This window comes from Candidatus Pelagibacter sp. HIMB1521 (genome assembly GCF_052047875.1).
GTDB lineage: Bacteria > Pseudomonadota > Alphaproteobacteria > Pelagibacterales > Pelagibacteraceae > Pelagibacter.
On record NZ_JBNAIZ010000005.1, the window covers coordinates 63,847 to 81,415 of the forward strand.

Consider the following 17,569-nt stretch of genomic DNA (forward strand, 5'->3'; position numbering starts at 1 on the left):
AAAATTAAAATTATTTTGCAAAACCTGTAAGTAAAGGTATGGTCATTGAGATTGATGGAAAGTAAGTAATTAAAAATATCACAATTGCTTCTACTGCTAAAAATGGCAATATAGCTTTTGATATAGTTTCAACTCTTTCACCAGAAACTGAGGATGCAACAAATAAAACTAAACCCATTGGTGGTGTTGCTAAACCAACAGTTAAGTTAACTGACATAATAATTGCAAAATGAACTGGATGTACACCTAATTCTACAAACACTGGTCCTAGTATTGGTCCTAAAATAATTATCGCAGGACCTGCATCTAAAAACATTCCAACAACAAATAGTAAAATATTAATAAGAAATAATAAAATATAAGGATTATCAGTTAATCCCAAAACAAACTCAGCAAGATATTCTGGTGCATGAGATAAGCTAACAACTGTTTTAAAAGCCATTGCAGCACCAACCAAAAGTAATACTACAGATGAAACCATTGCAGCTTTTGTCATAACCTTTGGTACGTCTTTCCACTCTAAAGATTTTAAAACAAACAAACCAATAAACATTGCATAAGCAGCTGCAACTGCAGATGCTTCAGTTGGAGTAAAAATTCCTCCAAGTATACCTCCTAGAATTATAACAGGAGTCATTAATGGGAAAAAAGCTTTCAAAGAAGCTTTTCCTCTTTGTCTCCATGTTGTCTTTTTTGTTACGGCAGGAAAATTATATCTTTTAGCCATAAACTTGATTGTAACCATCAAACTAACACCAACTAAAATTCCAGGAATAATACCTGCTAGGAACAAGGCAGCTACACTCTCTCCCATAACGTATGCATAAATAATCATTATTCCTGAAGGTGGAATAATTGGACCAATTACTGAACTCGCTGCGGTAATTGCTGCTGAAAATTTTTTAGTATATCCCTGTTTCTCCATTGCTGGAATTAACATTGAACCAATTGCAGAAGTATCTGCAACTGCAGATCCAGATAGGCCAGCAAAAAGCATTGAAGTTAAAACGTTAACATGTGCCAAACCACCTTTTAAATGCCCCATCATCGCTTGGCTAAATTCTACTAATCTTTGAGTAATGCCTCCCCTATTCATTAGCTCACCAGCTAACATAAAAAATGGAATTGCCATTAAAGGAAAGCTATCAATACCATTGTAAATATTTCTATAAAGCATTGCTCCATCTCTAGATTGATCATTCAGCCAAAGTAAAATTCCAGGAGCAGCCAACAATCCAAAAAATACTGGTAATCCAATTAACAAAAATAATAAAAATAAAGGGAGAAACCAAATTAACATTATTGTGTCTCCAATTTTTGTTTATCTAAATCTTCAGGTAATTCTAATTTTGTAAAATTACTTAAAAAATTTCTTAAAATTAACTCTATGTTTACTGAAATCAAAAAAACAATTCCAACAGGTAACGACATATACATCCAGGCTAATTTTATTGGCTCTGCTTTGCCACCGATTAGATTAAATGGAATTTTGATTGAAGCTGAATTAAATATCCATCCAGCATTAATGTGTTTCAAACCTAATTCAAGTCCAATGATCAAAACAAATAAAGATATGATCAATAAAAATAAGGTTAAAAAAGTTGATATAATTTTAGGTAAAAATCTTTCCAGCATATCAATTGAGACAAAACCACCCCATCTATAAGCTGAAGGAGCAATTAACCCTGTCATCCATAACATTAAAAATCTTGCAACTTCATCAGGCCAAGGTAATGCGTTGTTGAGAACATATCTAAAAAAAACTTGGATCATAATCACGACAACCATTAAAAAAATTGCAATCCATGCAAATTGTCTTCCAATTCTTAGAAAAAAAGTATTTATCTTTTCAAGAAAGTTAAAAATATAAAGTAGAGTTTTTATAGTTAAATTCACATCTAAATTTATTTTAATAAGAAAATAATTACAACTTTTTAAAAAACTATTTTACATTGTTTGATATTTTTCGTATTAGAAAAGCCTTCAACAGAAAAGCTTAAATAAAATTATGAGTAATAAAAAGAAGATTCTAGTTATACAAAAAGTTCATGATAAAGGCATGGAATTAATTAATAACCATCCTGATTTTGATGTAGATGTAACTGACGATGTTTCGGTAGAAAATTTAAAGGCTAAAATAAAAGATTGTGATGGCGCTTCAATAAGAATAGCAAAACTATCAAGTGAGGTAATTAACGAAGCAAAAAATCTTAAAATAATTTCAAGACATGGGGTCGGCTACGATAATATTGATTTAAAAACAGCTAAAGAAAGAGATATCAAAATTGCTATTACAGCCAATGCAAATGCAGTTACAGTTGCAGAGCATGTTATGTTTGTCTTGCTAAATATTGCAAAAAGAAGAGAGCTTTATCATACAACGGTTAAAGAAGGTAATTTTAAAGATAGAAATAAATTACCTAAAACTATTGAAGTATGGAAAAAAAATTTCCTAATAATGGGATTTGGTAGAATAGGTAAAGCACTTATTAAAAGATGTTTGGGATTTGAAATGAATGTTTTTGTCTACGATCCATTTGTAGATAAAGACACAATAGAGAAGCTTGGTGGAAAAAAAGTTGATAATCTTGAAGAGGCAGTAAAAACTATGGATGTAATATCTTTACATATGCCTTTAACAGAAAAAACAGAAAATCTTATTAATTATGATTTACTTAAAATGATGAAGAAAAACTGCATCATCATTAATGCTGCAAGAGGTGGAATTATTCATGAGGAAGATCTTGATAAGGCTTTAAATGAAAATTTAATATTTGGAGCAGGAATTGATGTATTCAAACAAGAGCCACCAGAAAATGATAATCCTCTTTTAAAAAATGAAAAAGTGTACTTAAGTCCACATACAGCAGCGTTTACTGATGAATGTATGACAAGAATGGGTGTAGAAACAATTCAAAATATAATTGATTATTTCGATGATACATTGGAAAAATCAAAAATTGTAAGACTGTAGTAAAAGATAATCTAAAAATTTAGATTTATTATTTATTGAAAATTAACTTTTATAAATCTCAATACCACTAAGATTTAAAGTTTCAGTTAAATACTTGTAACCTATTTTTGCATATTCGAATGGATTTGCTTTTGCAGGATCTTGTTCTGCCTCTACTACTAACCATCCAGAATAATTTTTTTCTTTCAGCACATCAAATAAAGGCTTGTAATCAATACATCCATCACCTGGAACTGTAAATGCACCTTCTAAAAATGCTCCTCTAAAACTTAAGTCTTCTTTTAAAGATTTTTCTAAAACATTTTTTCTAATGTCCTTACAATGCATGTGAATTAATCTTTCGCTAAAGTCGTTTAATATTTTTAACGAATCTCCCTGAGCAAACAACATATGGCCAGTATCTAATGTTAGTTTTACACTATCATGAGTGTTCTCAAGCAATCTTACTGTATCTTGTTCAGTCTCTATTACTGTTCCCATATGATGATGGTAAGCAAGTGGCATACCTTCGTCTTCAAGATATTTTCCCATTTCTGAAATTTTTTCATAATATTTTTTAGACTCTTCCAGATCCATTTGGGGTCTTGTAGATAATTTTCGATTTGGATCTCCTTGAATTGAGCCAGAAACTTCAGCAAAAACCATACATGGTGAATTACAATCTTTAAAAAGCTTTAACTGATCTTGAATTAGATTTTTTTCTTCATCGATACTATTTGTTCTTAAATTAGCTCCATACCAACCTGAGCAAAGATTTAATTTAAATTCAGTAAGTTTTGGAATTAATTCTTCTGATTTTTTTGGAAATTTACCACCAGATTCAATTCCAATAAATCCTGCCTGACTAGCTTCAGACAAACATTGTTCTAAAGGAGTATCACCACCCAATTCAGGCATATCATCATTACTCCAGGCAATTGGTGCTATTCCTAATTTTACTGACATATTAATTATTTAAAAAGTTAAATTTATTTTTAAATTATGATGTTTTGTGCATCAAGAAAATTATAATTTAATTTGATGTTTAATTCATCATTTAAAAATGTTTCTTGATTTTATTTTTTAATTCTGTTCTATATTCTTATGCTTAACTTTTCTTTAATGGGAGCAGGACGAATTGGAAAAATGCATGCTAAATTTATTGCAGCACATCCGAATGCAAAATTAAAATATATATATGATGTTAACTCAGAATTCGCTAAAGAGGTATCAAAATCAACAGGGTGTTCAATTGCATCTTCACCTGAGGAAGCAATAAATTCAGATGATGTAGATGCGGTTCTTATCGCTTCAGCTACACCAACACACACTCAATTTATTACAATGGCAGCAAAAGCAGGAAAGGCAATTTTCTGTGAAAAGCCAATTGATTTAGATATCAATAAAGTAAATGAATGCATGGAAAATATAAAGGGAACAAACGTTCCTATTCAAATCGGCTTTAATAGAAGATTTGATGCAAGTCATGCAAAAGCTCAACAAGCAAGAGTAAAAAAAGAAATTGGTGAATTAGAAATGGTTGTTATTACAAGTAGAGATCCTGAGCCTCCAGGGATTGACTATCTAAAAGCTGCAGGAGGATTTTTTAGAGATACCACTATACATGATTTCGATTTAACTAGATTTATTTTAGGGGATGATCCTGTAGCTCAAATATCTGCATTCGGAGGTGCTTTGTTTGATAAAAATTCACAGCAAGAAAAAGATCTAGATACAGCAATGTTTATTCTAAAATCAAAAAAAGGGGTTTTAATCCATATTAATAACTCTCGAAGAGCAGTTTATGGATATGACCAAAGAGTAGAGGTATTTGGAAGTAAAGGTATGGTAATTTCAAACAATCAAACCCCAACTTCTTTGGAAAGATACACAAGTACATCTACAAATGAAAAAGAGCCCATACATTTCTTTTTTATTGAAAGATATGAGCAAGCTTACAGAGATCAATTTAACGAGTTTGTAAAATGTGTTGAAGATAAGACAAAACCATTAGTAGGATTTGAAGATGGGAGAAACGCTTTAATAATAGCTAATGCAGCATATGAATCGTTTGAAAACGGCAAAGTTATAGATGTAAAATTCTAAAATGAGTATTCTTTCTTTAAATAATATAGAAAAAAATTTTGGAGCCATACAGGCTTTAACAGGGGTTAGTTTTGATATTAAAGAAGCCGAAACCGTAGGATTAATGGGTGATAATGGAGCGGGTAAATCTACACTATTAAAAATTATTGCTGGTAATTTTAAACCTTCAAGTGGTGAAATAAAGTTTGAAAATAACACTGTGTCATTTTCAAAACCAGTAGATGCAAGAAAGTCTGGTATTGAGGTAGTCTATCAAGACTTAGCTCTTTGTAATCATTTGACTGCAGCATCTAATGTTTTTCTAGGTAGAGAGATACAAAAAGGTATTTGGCCATTTAAATATTTGGATTATCCAGCAATGTTTAAAAAATCTTCTGAATTATTTGAGGAACTTAAATCTGAAACTCGACCAAAAGATTTAGTTATGCAAATGTCTGGGGGACAAAGACAGGCTGTGGCTATTGCAAGAACTAGACTTACAAATCCTAAATTAGTTTTAATGGATGAACCAACAGCAGCAATTAGTGTTAGACAGGTTGCTGAAGTATTAGATCTTATAAAAAGATTAAAAGATCAAGGAATAGCTGTAATGTTAATTAGTCACAGAATGCCAGATATATTTGAAGTATGTGACAAGCTAGTAGTATTAAGACGAGGTGAAAAGGTTTGTGAAAAAAATATAAAAGATTCTTCTACAGAAGAAGCTACAGGCTTAATTACAGGGGCAATAGATAGAGTATGAGTTCAGTAAAATTTAATCAGGAAATAATCTCTAAGACAGAAAAGAATTTATTTCAAAAACTTGTTTCTGAACAATCTTTTTGGGTAACAATAGCTTTATTTGGGATTTGTTTTATTATGTTTTTTGTAGAAGATGCTTTTTCTAGCAAAGATAATCTTTTTAATATTACACGAAACTTTTCTTTCATCGGAATAATGGCAATTGGAATGACATTTGTGATTATTACTGCTGGGATAGATTTATCTGTTGGGTCAATAATGGGTGTCACAGGAGTTATATGTGGTTTATTTTTGGATGCTCAATTTTTACCTGAATGGTATTCCAAAGCTTCATATTTTGAAGGAGTTTATGTTTGGGTGTCAATAATTTTAGCTTTACTTGCTGGTACATTAATTGGTGCAGTAAATGGATATCTAATTGCTTATGTTAAACTTTCTCCATTTGTAGTCACTTTAGGAATGATGGCTGCTGCAAGAAGTTTAGCTTTAGTAGTCTCAAACAATAAAATGTTTTATGAATTTGGACCTAAAGATGAAATGTTTTATGAAATTGGAGGAGGATCAATGCTGGGGCTTGCTAACGCAACTTGGTTATTAATATTTCTTACAATAGTTATGGGTTTAGTATTGAAATATACCTCATATGGCAAACATGTTTTTGCAGTTGGCAGTAATAAAAAGGCTGCGGAATTATCTGGAATTAATACAAGATGGATTGAAATGTCGGTGTACATGATCAGTGGACTATTTGCAGCAATTTCAGCTGTTATGATAGTTGGATGGATGGGCTCAGTAACCAATGCTTTAGGCTACACTTATGAATTAAGAGTTATTGCAGCAACAGTTATTGGTGGTGCTAACTTAATGGGTGGTGTTGGTGGTACTTTTGGAGCATTTATTGGTGCTGCATTAATGGAAACAATTAGAAACAGTCTTCTAATGGCTGGAATTGACCCTTACTGGCAAGGAACATTTTTAGGTATATTTATCGTAGGTGCGGTTTGGTTGGAAAAAGTTAAAAATAAGAAAAATTAATTAATAAACTTTCTTATCCATACAATTATATTTGTTGAAAATTAATATATCTGAAAAAAAAGAATTTTGATTATCTGAATTTTTCTCAAAATCTAAAATTTTATCAAATGCAACTTTAATTTCTAATTCAACATCATGGCTTATAACAAAATCCATTTTATTATTTTCTAAAAGATCTCTAGAATTTTTATTTAATTCATGACCTACAAATACAATATGGTCTTTTACATCCATTTCACTAATTGCTTTTGCGACACCTAAATTTCCTCCAGCAATATTATAAATTCCTAACGGTGGTCCATTTTCTTTAATATATTTTTTAACATATTTGTAACTTTGTTCCGATGTATCTAAATTAAAAACACTTTCTTTGATTTTAAGATTTGGAAATTCTGATCTCAATACTTTTCTAAAACCTAGCTCTCTTTCCTGTTGGCACCTGTATGGCATGCTCATGACCATCAAAATTGAACCTGATCTTTTCCCAACATTTTTTCCAATTATATTTGCAGCAGTAGATCCAGCATTAGATTGATTATTACCTATATAAGCTGATCTGCTTGAATTTGGAAAATCAGTGGTTAATGTAATTACAGGTTTTCCTTCACTTGTAATTTTACTTAGCTCGTTATTTATATTTTGATCTTCCTGTGAAACTATAATCACTGCATCAAACTTTGAAGTTTCTTTTAAAATTTTAACAAATTGACTAGGTTTAAATTCTTTTGCAGGGATAAAATGTTTTATCAAATTAAACTTATAAATTTCATTATTAATTTTATCTAAACTCTGCTCAAGAGTCTTGTTATATGAAGGTCCTGATTGACAACAAATTAAAATATTTTTAGTTTGATTTGTATTATTTCCGTTTTGAAGGTTATTTAAAATTTTAAAGATTTTATCTTTAGTTTTTTTACTCACCCCTTTCCTATTATTTAAAACTCTATCTACAGTCGCTGTACCAAACCCTGATTCATCAGAAATTTTCTTTATAGAGACATTTTTCCAATGATTTTTCATGAAAACATGATATCACTTAATGATGTAAAATCAATCATTTGATGTATCACTTTTTAGTTGTATTACATCATTTTACTTGAAACGAAGTCTCATTCTAAATAGTATTTGTTTAATACATTAACTAACTAATAGAGAGAGAAATATGAGAAAAACAATAATTGCAATGTTAGCATTTATTTTTATATCAATTTCTGGAATTTCATATGCAGCTGATAAAGTTTTTGCATTAGTTCCAAAAGCTATGAACAACCCATTTTTTGATTTAGCAAGAGATGGTTGTAAAGTTGCTGAGAAAGAAATTGGTGGAATAGAGTGTTTATACATTGGACCTGGAGAGCATACTGAACAAGAACAAGTTCAAATTGTTCAAGATTTAATTGCTAAAGGTGTTGATGGAATTGCTGTTGCATCTTCTAATGCAGCTGCAATGGCAAAAGCTGTTAAAGGAACAGATATTCCAATTATTACTTGGGACTCAGATCTTTTAACTAAAGATGCTGGTTTAAGAGCAGCTTATGTTGGAACAAAAAACTATGACATTGGTGTATACCTTGCGCAAATCGTTATGATGTTAAAACCTAACGGTGGTGAAATTTGTATACAATCTGGTGGTGCTGCAGCTGCAAACCACAATGAAAGAATGTCAGGAATAAGAGACACTATTGCTGGAAGAGCAGATTCAGGAACTTATCCTAGTGCGGCTCTTAAAGGTGAAAATGGATGGACTGAAGCTAGCGGATGTCCTCTGTACACGAACGATGATTTCCCTCTTTCTGTACAACAAATGGAAGATATCTTTGCAAAACATCCAAATCTAACAGCATTTGTACCAACTGGAGGTTTTCCTCAATTTGTATCTAAAGCTTTCAGAAGAGTTGCTGAAAAGCATGCAGATAGAATTGGTTCTATGAAAACTGCTGTTGTAATTGCAGATACTCTTCCAATGCAAATGGAAGATTTAGATGCTGGAAGAACACATGGTCAAGTAGGTCAACAACCTTATATGATGGGCTACAAAGCTATGTATGTTCTTAAAGACATAGTAGATGGTAAAGCATTAAAATTTGACAATCCATCACTAAAAGCAATCTATACAGGTCTTGATGTTTGTATGAAGCCAAACATTGGATCTTGTATTGCGGGATAAAATCATTATTCTTCTTAAAAGTTTCTAAGCCCAATTTTTATATTGGGCTTAGTTATCTGTATAACTTAAAATTTTATGACTAATAAATATATATCTGATCAAGCTAACCAGTTTAAAAATAAAATAATAATTGTAACAGGAAGTACTCAAGGTAGTGGAGCTGAGACAGCAAAATTGCTTGCAAGCAGAGGTGCTAAAGGAATAACTATCTGTGGAAGGAATAAAGAGAAAGGAAACAAGGTAAAAGCTGAAATAGAAAGTATGGACGTGGAATGCTTATACGTTCAAGCTGATTTAGAAAAACTTGAAGATTGTAAAAAAATAGTTTCTGAGACTGATAAAAAATTCAACACTGTAGATAGTTTTATTAATGTTGCTGCTTTTACAGAAAGAGGAACGATCTTAAGCACTACAGAGGAAAATTATGACAAAAATTTTAATGTAAATGTAAAAGCTCCTCTTTTTATGATGCAAGATGTTATAAAAATAATGATTAGAGATAAAAAAAAAGGAACTATTGCTCATATTTTATCAATGGCTGGATATAGTGGTATGCCTTTCTTAACTGCTTACAGCTCTTCTAAAGCAGCATTAGCTATAATGATTAAAAATGTTGCAAATTCAGTATCTGGGCACCAAATAAGAGTGAATGGTGTAAATTTAGGTTGGACAGATACGCCAGCAGAAACCGTAATTCAAAAAAAATTTCATAATGCAGATGATGACTGGCTAAAAAAAGCTGAAGCCAAAGTTCCATTTAAAAGATTAAACAAACCTTTGGATGTTGCTAAGATCTTAGCTTTCTTGTGCTCAGATGAGTCAGGTATTATGACTGGAAGTATTGTTGATTTTGATCAAACAGTTGCAGGATGGCATTCTTATTCAGCATATGACACTAAGATTTTAGATGAAAGCATTTTGGGAGAGTGAACCTAATTTATAATAACTTATGAAAGTTATTGATTCACATCAACATTTTTGGGATCCTTCAAGGGGTGATTATCATTGGATGCCAAAAGACAATCCAATATTAAATCAAAAATATGAAGTTAAAGATTTAATTCAAGTTTCTGACTCAATAGATTTACACAAAACTGTTTTAGTTCAAGCTGCAGCAACTAATGCAGAAACTGAATATATGTTAAATATTGCTGAAGGTTCTGATTTAGTTTGTGGAGTTATTGGTTGGGTGAATTTTGAAGACCAAAATCAATTAGAACAATTAAAAATTTTCTCAAAACATCCTAAATTTCTTGGAGTAAGACCTATGATACAAGATATTCCAGATGAAAATTGGGTTTTAAATAAAAATTTTGATACTTTTTTTAAAAATATAATTAATTTAGATTTAAGCTTTGATGCACTAGGATTTCCAGTGCACTTAGAAAATTTTTACAAAATTGCTACAAAATATCCTTATCTAAGATTTATCATAGATCATTTAATGAAACCAAAAATCTGTAATAATAAACAAGAAGAATTTATTCATTGGCAAAAAGGTATGAACAAATTATCTAAGCTAGAAAATGTATATTGTAAATTTTCTGGAATGGTCACAGAAGCCTGCGAAAATTGGACTGAGCAAGATCTAAAACCATATGTAGATGAGATATTAAATCTATTTACTGATAAAAAAATTTTGTGGGGATCTGATTGGCCTGTCTGTAACTTAAGAACAAATTATTCAGGATGGTATAATGCAGCAACAAATTTACTTAAAGATTTAAGTATAGATGAAAAACAAAACATCTTTTATAATAATGCAAAAAAGTTTTATAAACTTAAAATATAATTTATGAAAAAAAATAAAATCAAAAATACTGGTGTTGAAGTCACTGAATTGAGTTTTGGAACCTCCTCTTTAGGTAGTATGCCAGATACTTACGGTTATGAAGTACCTGAACAAAGAGCTCAGGAAACGCTAAAAAGATTTTTTCAAGGTCCAGTAAATTTGCTTGATACTTCAAGAAATTATGCAATGGGAGAAAGTGAAAAAAGAATTGGTATAGCAATAAAAGAAAATGGTGGATGGCCAGAAAACTTTGTTTTATCAACTAAAATCGATAGAAATATGGATACATTAGTTCTTGATAAAAAAAGAACAAGGGAGTCTGTTGAAGAAAGTTTAAAAGCTTTAAACGTTGATTCTGTAGACGTTTTATTTCTTCATGACCCAGAATACGTAAAAGATATAAATGACGTAACTAAAAAAGATGGGGCATTGGATGAATTGTTTAAAATTAAAGAAGAAGGTTTGGCAAAAGCAGTTGGTTTAGCTATGGGAAGAATAGATATTATGTTCCCAATCTTAAGAAAGTGGGACTTTGATGTCATAATAAATCACAACAGATATACTTTGTTAAATAGAGAAGCAGATGAAATGTACAGCTATGCTCATAGTAAAAATATATCTATTTTCAACGCTGCCCCTTACGCGGGTGGTGTTTTGGCAAAAGGTCCAAGTAATTTTAAAAAAATAACTTACCAGGATGCTACTGAAGAAAAACTTGCACCTGCTAGAGAAATAGAAAAAGTTTGTAAGAAATATAATGTTGAAATGGGTGCTGCAGCTTTAAAGTTTTCAATGAAAGATAAAAGAATAACATCTACCATTTGTGGTGTTACTAGTGTTCAGAGTATTGAAAAAAATATTTCTTGGGCTGAAACAGATATACCAGAAGAATTTTGGAATGAAGTTTTAAAATTACCTTACTCAACGAAAGATCCAGAGTCTGAGAGGACATATACTCCAGGTTAAATTTTAAAAAAATTTAAGACAAATAGATTTTATAATTAATTTGAATTAATTTCATAAAGGGTTGGAAACATTTTACCACTTAAATCATCACCGTTTTTATATCCATTAGCTTCCATAATTGATCTTTCTTCTCTAGCCCAATCACCTCTATAAATTATTTTTGAATTTTCTTTCGCCATTCTAAGTGTAAATCTATTTACATCTGATTTTGGAGTAGTTTCGTGTAAAGCTCCATGCAAAGTCCTAATATCAAAATATACACAATCTCCTACTTCTAAATCCCATTCTAAAAATTCATAATTTTCTTTATTAGAAATTATATCTGGGGTTAATTCATACTTAATACCATTAACAACTCCTTCTGCTCCATCAACTTTATGACCGTCTTTAAAACGAGTTCTTAGAAATAATTTATCCCACAAATGAGAGCCTTTTATCCAAGCAATAGAGTCTTCTTTTCTTACTCGTTCAAGAGGTATCCACAAAACACACATTGAACCTTCAAAATCAAAGTAAGAAATATCATGATGAAATGGTGGCTTAGATTTAGAGCCAGCTTCTCTAAAAAACCAATTATCCATTACTAAATTAATCTGCTTAGCATCTAGTAATTCAGAGGCAATTTTAGCTGTAGGTGAATTAAAAACAAAATTCTCAAATTCTTTATGTAAGTTCCATGTCCAGAAATCCTCTAAATAACAAGGTAAATTTGGATCTGTGGTATGATTAGTAAACCTAGGGCTTGGATTATTTTTTGCTTTATTTATTCCAGATCTTAAAAGCTCAATCCATTTTATATCAAATTTATTTCTTAAAAATACCGCTCCATCTCTTTTAAATAGTTTGATCTCATTATCATTTAAAATTTGACTCATAGATTATTTAAGAAATAATACTCAATATATCATATGAATATTCTCAAAGATAGTTTTGGGCGGAGGTTTCCATACATAAGATTGTCAATATCTGATGTGTGTAATTTTAAATGCGGCTACTGTTTACCTAATGGTTATAAAATTGATAAAAGTGATAACAGAACCTTTATCACTAAAGAAGAAATTGGAAGACTTGCAAAAGCTTTATCAGAATTAGGTGTATCTAAAATAAGATTAACTGGAGGAGAACCTACAGTTAGAAAAGATTTTTTGGATATAATTAAAATAATTAAAAAAAATTCAGGTATTAAAAAAACTGTAATTACTACTAATGGATATCACTTAAATAGAATTGCAGATGATTTAAATAAAAGTGTTCTTGATGGTATAAATATAAGTATTGATAGTCTTGATCCAAAGACTTTTAGAAAAATTACTGGACATGATAGATTAAATGAAATTTTAGAAGGAATTAAAAAATTACAAAAACTAAATTTTAAAAATATTAAAGTTAATGCAGTCCTTCTTAGAGGCGTTAATGATAAAGAAGAAGATTTTAAAAGTTGGGCTAATTTTATAAAAAATAATCAAATTGATTTTAGATATATAGAATTAATGCAAACTGGAGATAATTTAGATTATTTTAATCAGTATCATGTGTCTGCAAATAAATTTACAGATTATTTAAATAATAATAATTGGGTAATTCAAACATTTGGTAAAGATGCTGGTCCTTCCAAGAATTATATAAATCCTGAATACAAAGGAAAATTTGGTGTTATTGCACCCTACTCAAAAGATTTTTGCAAGAGTTGTAACAGACTAAGAATAACTGCCAAAGGTGATTTAAGATTGTGTTTATTTGGAAATACTGGAATAAATATTAGACACTTGATGCAAAGAGATGACCAAACTGAAGAACTGAAAGATTTAATTTTGAAACAATTAAATTATAAAAAAGAATCTCACTATCTTGAAATAGGAGATACAGGATTAACAAAAAATCTATCAACAACAGGTGGATAAAATGAAAAATTTAAAGATTGTAACTAATAACGATTTAAAAAACTGGGCAAAGGAAATTTTTGAAAAAAATTCATTTAAAATGATTGATGTTTCTGAAAAAAAAGAAACATTCCGTAGAGCTTTGGCATCAGGAAAAATTTATGTTGGTAAAGAGGTATTCGAACTTATTAAAAATAAAAAGATGCCTAAGGGTGATCCAATTACCTTAGCAGAAGTTTCTGCAGTATTAGGTGTTAAAAAAACAAGTGAATTAATACCTTTGTGTCATCCTCTTCCAATAGATCATACGGCTACTAAAATCATAATGAATGAAGAAGATAGTTCACTAGAAGTATACTGTGTGGTTTCCGCTTATGCCAAAACAGGTGTGGAGATGGAAGCAATAATGGGTGTAAATGCAGCTCTGATTACAATTTACGATTTAAGCAAAATTGTAAATCCTCATCTAAAAATAGATAATGTAAAATTATTAATTAAAGAAGGTGGAAAAACTGGATTATGGAAAAATCCAGATGGACTTCCGAATTTTTTAAAAGATTTTTTCTAAAATTTATGAAAGTTAAAATTGAGTTGTTTGGAGCCACAAGAGATTTTAATGACCAAAATTTATTAGAACTAGATCTAGGTCAAAAAACAACAATCAAGGATATAAGGAATAAAATAATTCAATATGTAGATCAGAAATTTAATGGAAATGAAAATTATATAAAAATCATTAACTCTTCAGCTTTTTGTTCGGAAAAAAATAATATTGTTAGCGACAATTATAAAATCACAAATAATGAAAAAATTGGTATCATACCTCCAATTGGAGGAGGTTAATGCTTCATACTGACATTGTAGATAGTAAAGTTAAAAAATTATCATTAATTGATGCTGAAAAATTTATAGCATCCAATGATTTTGGAGCTTCATTAATTTTTAGTGGCACAGTTCGTAATCAAAATAATAATAAAAGTGTTTTAGGTATTACATATGATAGCCATGATGCTTTGGTAATAAAAAGTTTTGAAGAAATTTATAGTGAGGCAGAAGAAAAACTAAACATAAAGAATAAGAGTGTTTTTATTGAACATGCCAAAGGTTACTTAAACTTAGGCGAAATTAGTATTATTATAGCAGTTGCGTGCAAGCATAGAGATGAGGCTTATGTACTATCAAGATATATAATTGAAGAAATTAAAAAAAGGTCTCCTATATGGAAAAAAGAACATTACACAAATAATCAAAGTGATTGGTTAAAAGGAAATCCTATTATTCATGAAAAAAATTAAGTATTCAGAAATAACACCAGAGAAAATTTATAAAAATAGAAGATCTTTTGTTAAATCTCTTGGGTATGGAGCAAGTTCTTTAGCTTTAGCCACAATTCCTTTTGCAAGTCAATCTCAAGCTGATGATAGAAATGAACTTACAAGTTTTAAAGATATAACAACTTATAATAATTATTATGAGTTTGGTACTTCAAAGAGTGATCCTTATGTTAATTCACAAAATTTTAAAACATCACCATGGACACTAAATATTGAAGGAGAAGTTGAAAAACCTATCAAAATTTCTATGGAAGAAATAACCGAAACATTTGTCTCTGAAGAAAGAATATACAGATTAAGATGTGTGGAAGGATGGTCAATGGTTATTCCATGGATGGGTTTTTCGCTAAGTAAATTATTGTCAAAAGTAAATCCAACTAGCAAAGCAAAGTATGTTGAATTTGAAAGTGTTTATGATCCTGAACAAATGAAAGGTCAAAGATATCCAGTTTTGAACTGGCCTTATAAAGAAGGATTAAGAATAGATGAAGCAATGCACCCTTTAACTACAGTTGTAACAGGTTTGTATGGTAAAAAGCTTCCAAATCAAAATGGGGCGCCTCTGAGAATATTTATCCCTTGGAAGTATGGTTTCAAAAGTGCAAAAGCAATTGTTAAGATAAAATTTGTAGAAAAAATGCCGACTTCATCATGGATGTGGGCATCTCCACGAGAATATGGATTTTACTCTAATGTTAATCCTAATGTAGATCATCCTAGATGGTCTCAAGCAACAGAAAGAATAATTGGTAAAGATATTTGGGTGCCAAGAGTAAAAACGCTCATGTTTAATGGTTATGGAGATGAAGTTGCAAATTTATATACAGGGATGGATCTAAAAAAATATTTTTAATGAGAAAATATTTTAAACCAGGTGTATTTATTTTAAGTACAATTCCTTTTTTATTAATTTTTTACAAAATATACTTCAATAAACTTGGGCCAGAACCTGTAAAAGAAATTACTCATTTTACTGGAGAGTGGACTTTAATATTTATCTGTCTAACATTAAGTATGACGCCACTTAAAAGGCTAACTAATTTAAATATTTGGATAAGTTTTAGAAGAATGTTGGGATTGTTTGTTTTTTTTTATGCATCTCTTCATCTCCTTACTTACGTAGGTATAGATTATAGATTTAATTTACAGCCAATAATTGATGATGTTCTGAAAAAAAAATACATCTTTATTGGATTTGCAGCATGGGTATTACTACTTCCATTGGCAATTACATCTTCTCAAATGATGATAAAGTTGCTTAAAAACAATTGGAAAAAATTACACAGATTAATTTACGTAATAGCGATATTTGGAGCTCTTCATTATATATGGTTATCTAAAACAATTTTTTTTAGACCACTAGTATATTTGGTAATAATACTTGTTTTACTTGCTTTAAGAATTAAAATTAAAAATAGGAACGTAAATTATGGATGATAATCTAAAAAAAGAAATTCAATCAGCTACACTTGAAAGATTAATGAAACATTTAGATGAAAGAAAAGATGTTCAAAACATTGATTTAATGAATTTAGCTGGATTTTGCAGAAATTGTTTGTCTAGATGGTATAGAGAAGAAGCTGAAAAAAAAGGAGTAGAAATACCAGATCCTGATGCAAGGCAGCATATTTATGGAATGCCCTACTCTGAATGGAAAGAAAAATACCAGAAGTAACTTTCTATTCAATTCTAGTTAATGTTTGCCTATTTAAGTCTATTTATTGTTTCATTTTTAGCTGCAACAATACTTCCTTTTTCATCTGAGGCTATATTAGCAACTTATCTGTTATCAGAAACTTATAACAAATTTTTGTTAATATTTTTTGCAAGTTTTGGAAATATTTTAGGATCTATTTTCAATTGGTTTCTAGGAATTTATTTCTTAAAATTTCAAGATAAAAAATGGTTTCCTTTTACTAACACACAAATTGATAGATCATCCAGGTGGTTTATAAAGTATGGTAAATGGTCTTTGTTATTTGCGTGGGTACCAATTATTGGTGACCCTATTACTTTTATTGCTGGAACGATGAGAATTAAATTTTTAATTTTTTTATTGCTTGTGAGTTTTGGAAAAATAATGAGATATTTTTTTATTTCTCTTTTAGTCTAGGAAACAATTCAACAAAATTACAAGGTTTATGATTAATATCTAATTGATGTTTAAGGATACCGTCCCAAGCATCTGTTACTCCACCTGAGGATCCTGGTAAGGCAAATATGTATTTACCATTTGACAGAACTGCACAAGCTCTAGATTGAATTGAAGACGTACCAACTGTTTTTAAACTAATAGTCCTAAAAACTTCGCCAAATCCTGGAATATGTTTATCTGCTATTTCATCAACAGCTTCGGGTGTAATATCTCTTCCAGTTAAACCTGTGCCACCAGTTGTAATTATAACATCAATATCTTTATGATTAGTCCAGTCTTTTAGAATTTTAACTATATCTTCTTTATTATCTTTACAAATTTTTCTGTCAATTAATTGATGATTTGCCTCTTTAATTTTTTCAACCAAGATCGCACCAGATTTATCGTTATCAATTGTTCTTGTATCTGTTACAGTTAGTAAAGCTATATTTACAATCATA

22 protein-coding genes are annotated in these 17,569 nt (G+C 30.1%); 16 read left to right on the top strand and 6 right to left on the bottom strand.

Annotated features, from left to right (window positions below):
* Positions 1 to 10: 10 nt before the first annotated feature.
* Together ACTTA5_RS02810 and ACTTA5_RS02815 are read right to left on the bottom strand one after the other, a co-directional pair.
* Positions 11 to 1,300 (bottom strand): TRAP transporter large permease, encoded by a 1,290-nt coding sequence (locus tag ACTTA5_RS02810; RefSeq protein WP_440614589.1) that lies wholly within the window; start codon positions 1,298 to 1,300, stop codon positions 11 to 13.
* Positions 1,300 to 1,896 carry a TRAP transporter small permease gene (locus tag ACTTA5_RS02815; protein WP_440614590.1) on the bottom strand — a complete coding sequence of 199 codons (597 nt, stop codon included), beginning with the start codon at positions 1,894 to 1,896 and terminating at the stop codon, positions 1,300 to 1,302. The genes ACTTA5_RS02810 and ACTTA5_RS02815 overlap by 1 nt, the downstream gene beginning before the upstream one ends.
* A gap of 112 nt (positions 1,897 to 2,008) precedes the next feature.
* Here ACTTA5_RS02815 and ACTTA5_RS02820 point away from each other — a divergent pair, with 112 nt between their 5' ends.
* Positions 2,009 to 2,974, top strand: a complete 966-nt coding sequence (locus tag ACTTA5_RS02820) for a hydroxyacid dehydrogenase (protein ID WP_440647741.1) — start codon at positions 2,009 to 2,011, stop codon at positions 2,972 to 2,974.
* A gap of 42 nt (positions 2,975 to 3,016) precedes the next feature.
* Here the strand turns inward: ACTTA5_RS02820 and iolE are convergent, their stop codons facing one another.
* On the bottom strand, positions 3,017 to 3,919 hold the full coding sequence (gene iolE / locus ACTTA5_RS02825) for a myo-inosose-2 dehydratase (protein ID WP_440647743.1): 903 nt from the start codon (positions 3,917 to 3,919) through the stop codon (positions 3,017 to 3,019).
* A gap of 138 nt (positions 3,920 to 4,057) precedes the next feature.
* Between iolE and iolG the strand changes: the two genes are divergently transcribed.
* From iolG to ACTTA5_RS02840, 3 genes are read left to right on the top strand one after another with little or no spacing between them, the layout of a single operon-like run.
* Positions 4,058 to 5,059 carry an inositol 2-dehydrogenase gene (gene iolG / locus ACTTA5_RS02830; RefSeq protein WP_440647745.1) on the top strand — a complete coding sequence of 334 codons (1,002 nt, stop codon included), beginning with the start codon at positions 4,058 to 4,060 and terminating at the stop codon, positions 5,057 to 5,059.
* Position 5,060: 1 nt separating this feature from the next.
* A complete protein-coding gene (locus tag ACTTA5_RS02835) occupies positions 5,061 to 5,801 on the top strand; it encodes an ATP-binding cassette domain-containing protein (protein WP_440647747.1) in 741 nt (246 codons plus the stop codon).
* Positions 5,798 to 6,835, top strand: a complete 1,038-nt coding sequence (locus ACTTA5_RS02840; RefSeq protein WP_440647749.1) for an ABC transporter permease — start codon at positions 5,798 to 5,800, stop codon at positions 6,833 to 6,835. Before ACTTA5_RS02835 ends, ACTTA5_RS02840 begins: the two co-directional genes overlap by 4 nt.
* Here ACTTA5_RS02840 and ACTTA5_RS02845 read toward each other — a convergent pair whose 3' ends face one another.
* Complete coding sequence (locus ACTTA5_RS02845; RefSeq protein ID WP_440647751.1) at positions 6,836 to 7,855, bottom strand: LacI family DNA-binding transcriptional regulator; 1,020 nt, start codon at positions 7,853 to 7,855, stop codon at positions 6,836 to 6,838. It abuts the gene before it with no gap.
* 142 nt (positions 7,856 to 7,997) lie between these two features.
* Here ACTTA5_RS02845 and ACTTA5_RS02850 point away from each other — a divergent pair, with 142 nt between their 5' ends.
* The 4 genes from ACTTA5_RS02850 to ACTTA5_RS02865 all read left to right on the top strand — a co-directional run bounded on the left by ACTTA5_RS02850 (position 7,998) and on the right by ACTTA5_RS02865 (position 11,760).
* The gene (locus ACTTA5_RS02850; RefSeq protein ID WP_440647753.1) at positions 7,998 to 9,002 is read left to right on the top strand and encodes a substrate-binding domain-containing protein; all 1,005 of its coding nucleotides are present in this window, start codon (positions 7,998 to 8,000) and stop codon (positions 9,000 to 9,002) included.
* 75 nt (positions 9,003 to 9,077) lie between these two features.
* Entirely contained in the window at positions 9,078 to 9,932 is an 855-nt protein-coding gene (locus ACTTA5_RS02855; protein WP_440647755.1) for an SDR family oxidoreductase, read from the top strand.
* Between the two features lie 19 nt (positions 9,933 to 9,951).
* Entirely contained in the window at positions 9,952 to 10,794 is an 843-nt protein-coding gene (locus ACTTA5_RS02860) for an amidohydrolase family protein (protein WP_440647757.1), read from the top strand.
* Positions 10,795 to 10,797: 3 nt separating this feature from the next.
* The gene (locus tag ACTTA5_RS02865) at positions 10,798 to 11,760 is read left to right on the top strand and encodes an aldo/keto reductase (protein WP_440647759.1); all 963 of its coding nucleotides are present in this window, start codon (positions 10,798 to 10,800) and stop codon (positions 11,758 to 11,760) included.
* Between the two features lie 35 nt (positions 11,761 to 11,795).
* Here ACTTA5_RS02865 and ACTTA5_RS02870 read toward each other — a convergent pair whose 3' ends face one another.
* Positions 11,796 to 12,635, bottom strand: a complete 840-nt coding sequence (locus tag ACTTA5_RS02870; protein ID WP_440647761.1) for a phytanoyl-CoA dioxygenase family protein — start codon at positions 12,633 to 12,635, stop codon at positions 11,796 to 11,798.
* Between the two features lie 33 nt (positions 12,636 to 12,668).
* Between ACTTA5_RS02870 and moaA the strand changes: the two genes are divergently transcribed.
* Genes moaA through ACTTA5_RS02910 form a run of 8 tightly spaced genes read left to right on the top strand, consistent with a single transcriptional unit; the run spans position 12,669 to position 17,087 of the window.
* On the top strand, positions 12,669 to 13,661 hold the full coding sequence (gene moaA, locus ACTTA5_RS02875) for a GTP 3',8-cyclase MoaA (RefSeq protein ID WP_440647763.1): 993 nt from the start codon (positions 12,669 to 12,671) through the stop codon (positions 13,659 to 13,661).
* A gap of 1 nt (position 13,662) precedes the next feature.
* Positions 13,663 to 14,208 (top strand): cyclic pyranopterin monophosphate synthase MoaC, encoded by a 546-nt coding sequence (gene moaC, locus ACTTA5_RS02880; RefSeq protein WP_075506541.1) that lies wholly within the window; start codon positions 13,663 to 13,665, stop codon positions 14,206 to 14,208.
* A 5-nt stretch (positions 14,209 to 14,213) separates the two neighbouring features.
* On the top strand, positions 14,214 to 14,483 hold the full coding sequence (locus ACTTA5_RS02885) for a molybdopterin biosynthesis protein MoeD (RefSeq protein WP_440647765.1): 270 nt from the start codon (positions 14,214 to 14,216) through the stop codon (positions 14,481 to 14,483).
* Positions 14,483 to 14,935: a molybdopterin synthase catalytic subunit gene (locus ACTTA5_RS02890; RefSeq protein WP_440618633.1), complete on the top strand. Its 453-nt coding sequence runs from the start codon at positions 14,483 to 14,485 to the stop codon at positions 14,933 to 14,935. The genes ACTTA5_RS02885 and ACTTA5_RS02890 overlap by 1 nt, the downstream gene beginning before the upstream one ends.
* Positions 14,922 to 15,827, top strand: coding sequence for a protein-methionine-sulfoxide reductase catalytic subunit MsrP (gene msrP, locus ACTTA5_RS02895; RefSeq protein ID WP_440647767.1), 906 nt, complete (start codon positions 14,922 to 14,924; stop codon positions 15,825 to 15,827). Before ACTTA5_RS02890 ends, msrP begins: the two co-directional genes overlap by 14 nt.
* On the top strand, positions 15,827 to 16,411 hold the full coding sequence (locus tag ACTTA5_RS02900; RefSeq protein ID WP_440647769.1) for a sulfite oxidase heme-binding subunit YedZ: 585 nt from the start codon (positions 15,827 to 15,829) through the stop codon (positions 16,409 to 16,411). Before msrP ends, ACTTA5_RS02900 begins: the two co-directional genes overlap by 1 nt.
* Positions 16,404 to 16,649 carry a DUF1244 domain-containing protein gene (locus tag ACTTA5_RS02905; protein WP_440647771.1) on the top strand — a complete coding sequence of 82 codons (246 nt, stop codon included), beginning with the start codon at positions 16,404 to 16,406 and terminating at the stop codon, positions 16,647 to 16,649. The genes ACTTA5_RS02900 and ACTTA5_RS02905 overlap by 8 nt, the downstream gene beginning before the upstream one ends.
* A 21-nt stretch (positions 16,650 to 16,670) precedes the next feature.
* On the top strand, positions 16,671 to 17,087 hold the full coding sequence (locus ACTTA5_RS02910; protein ID WP_440647773.1) for a YqaA family protein: 417 nt from the start codon (positions 16,671 to 16,673) through the stop codon (positions 17,085 to 17,087).
* Here the strand turns inward: ACTTA5_RS02910 and ACTTA5_RS02915 are convergent.
* The gene (locus tag ACTTA5_RS02915) at positions 17,068 to 17,568 is read right to left on the bottom strand and encodes a molybdenum cofactor synthesis domain-containing protein (protein WP_440614609.1); all 501 of its coding nucleotides are present in this window, start codon (positions 17,566 to 17,568) and stop codon (positions 17,068 to 17,070) included. The two genes, ACTTA5_RS02910 and ACTTA5_RS02915, sit on opposite strands and share 20 nt — an antisense overlap.
* Position 17,569 lies beyond the last annotated feature (1 nt).

Excerpts from the sequence above, each read along its gene's own strand:
- ACTTA5_RS02915 (WP_440614609.1), bottom strand. The coding sequence starts at position 17,568 with ATGATTGTAAATATAGCTTTACTAACTGTAACAGATACAAGAACAATT.
- ACTTA5_RS02810 (WP_440614589.1), bottom strand. The coding sequence starts at position 1,300 with ATGTTAATTTGGTTTCTCCCTTTATTTTTATTATTTTTGTTAATTGGA.
- ACTTA5_RS02835 (WP_440647747.1), top strand. The coding sequence starts at position 5,061 with ATGAGTATTCTTTCTTTAAATAATATAGAAAAAAATTTTGGAGCCATA.
- moaA (WP_440647763.1), top strand. The coding sequence starts at position 12,669 with ATGAATATTCTCAAAGATAGTTTTGGGCGGAGGTTTCCATACATAAGA.
- ACTTA5_RS02900 (WP_440647769.1), top strand. The coding sequence starts at position 15,827 with ATGAGAAAATATTTTAAACCAGGTGTATTTATTTTAAGTACAATTCCT.
- iolG (WP_440647745.1), top strand. The coding sequence starts at position 4,058 with ATGCTTAACTTTTCTTTAATGGGAGCAGGACGAATTGGAAAAATGCAT.
- ACTTA5_RS02820 (WP_440647741.1), top strand. The coding sequence starts at position 2,009 with ATGAGTAATAAAAAGAAGATTCTAGTTATACAAAAAGTTCATGATAAA.
- ACTTA5_RS02845 (WP_440647751.1), bottom strand. The coding sequence starts at position 7,855 with ATGAAAAATCATTGGAAAAATGTCTCTATAAAGAAAATTTCTGATGAA.
- ACTTA5_RS02870 (WP_440647761.1), bottom strand. The coding sequence starts at position 12,635 with ATGAGTCAAATTTTAAATGATAATGAGATCAAACTATTTAAAAGAGAT.
- ACTTA5_RS02905 (WP_440647771.1), top strand. The coding sequence starts at position 16,404 with ATGGATGATAATCTAAAAAAAGAAATTCAATCAGCTACACTTGAAAGA.
- ACTTA5_RS02850 (WP_440647753.1), top strand. The coding sequence starts at position 7,998 with ATGAGAAAAACAATAATTGCAATGTTAGCATTTATTTTTATATCAATT.
- ACTTA5_RS02860 (WP_440647757.1), top strand. The coding sequence starts at position 9,952 with ATGAAAGTTATTGATTCACATCAACATTTTTGGGATCCTTCAAGGGGT.
- ACTTA5_RS02910 (WP_440647773.1), top strand. The coding sequence starts at position 16,671 with ATGTTTGCCTATTTAAGTCTATTTATTGTTTCATTTTTAGCTGCAACA.
- ACTTA5_RS02840 (WP_440647749.1), top strand. The coding sequence starts at position 5,798 with ATGAGTTCAGTAAAATTTAATCAGGAAATAATCTCTAAGACAGAAAAG.
- ACTTA5_RS02855 (WP_440647755.1), top strand. The coding sequence starts at position 9,078 with ATGACTAATAAATATATATCTGATCAAGCTAACCAGTTTAAAAATAAA.
- ACTTA5_RS02885 (WP_440647765.1), top strand. The coding sequence starts at position 14,214 with ATGAAAGTTAAAATTGAGTTGTTTGGAGCCACAAGAGATTTTAATGAC.
- moaC (WP_075506541.1), top strand. The coding sequence starts at position 13,663 with ATGAAAAATTTAAAGATTGTAACTAATAACGATTTAAAAAACTGGGCA.
- msrP (WP_440647767.1), top strand. The coding sequence starts at position 14,922 with ATGAAAAAAATTAAGTATTCAGAAATAACACCAGAGAAAATTTATAAA.
- iolE (WP_440647743.1), bottom strand. The coding sequence starts at position 3,919 with ATGTCAGTAAAATTAGGAATAGCACCAATTGCCTGGAGTAATGATGAT.
- ACTTA5_RS02890 (WP_440618633.1), top strand. The coding sequence starts at position 14,483 with ATGCTTCATACTGACATTGTAGATAGTAAAGTTAAAAAATTATCATTA.
- ACTTA5_RS02865 (WP_440647759.1), top strand. The coding sequence starts at position 10,798 with ATGAAAAAAAATAAAATCAAAAATACTGGTGTTGAAGTCACTGAATTG.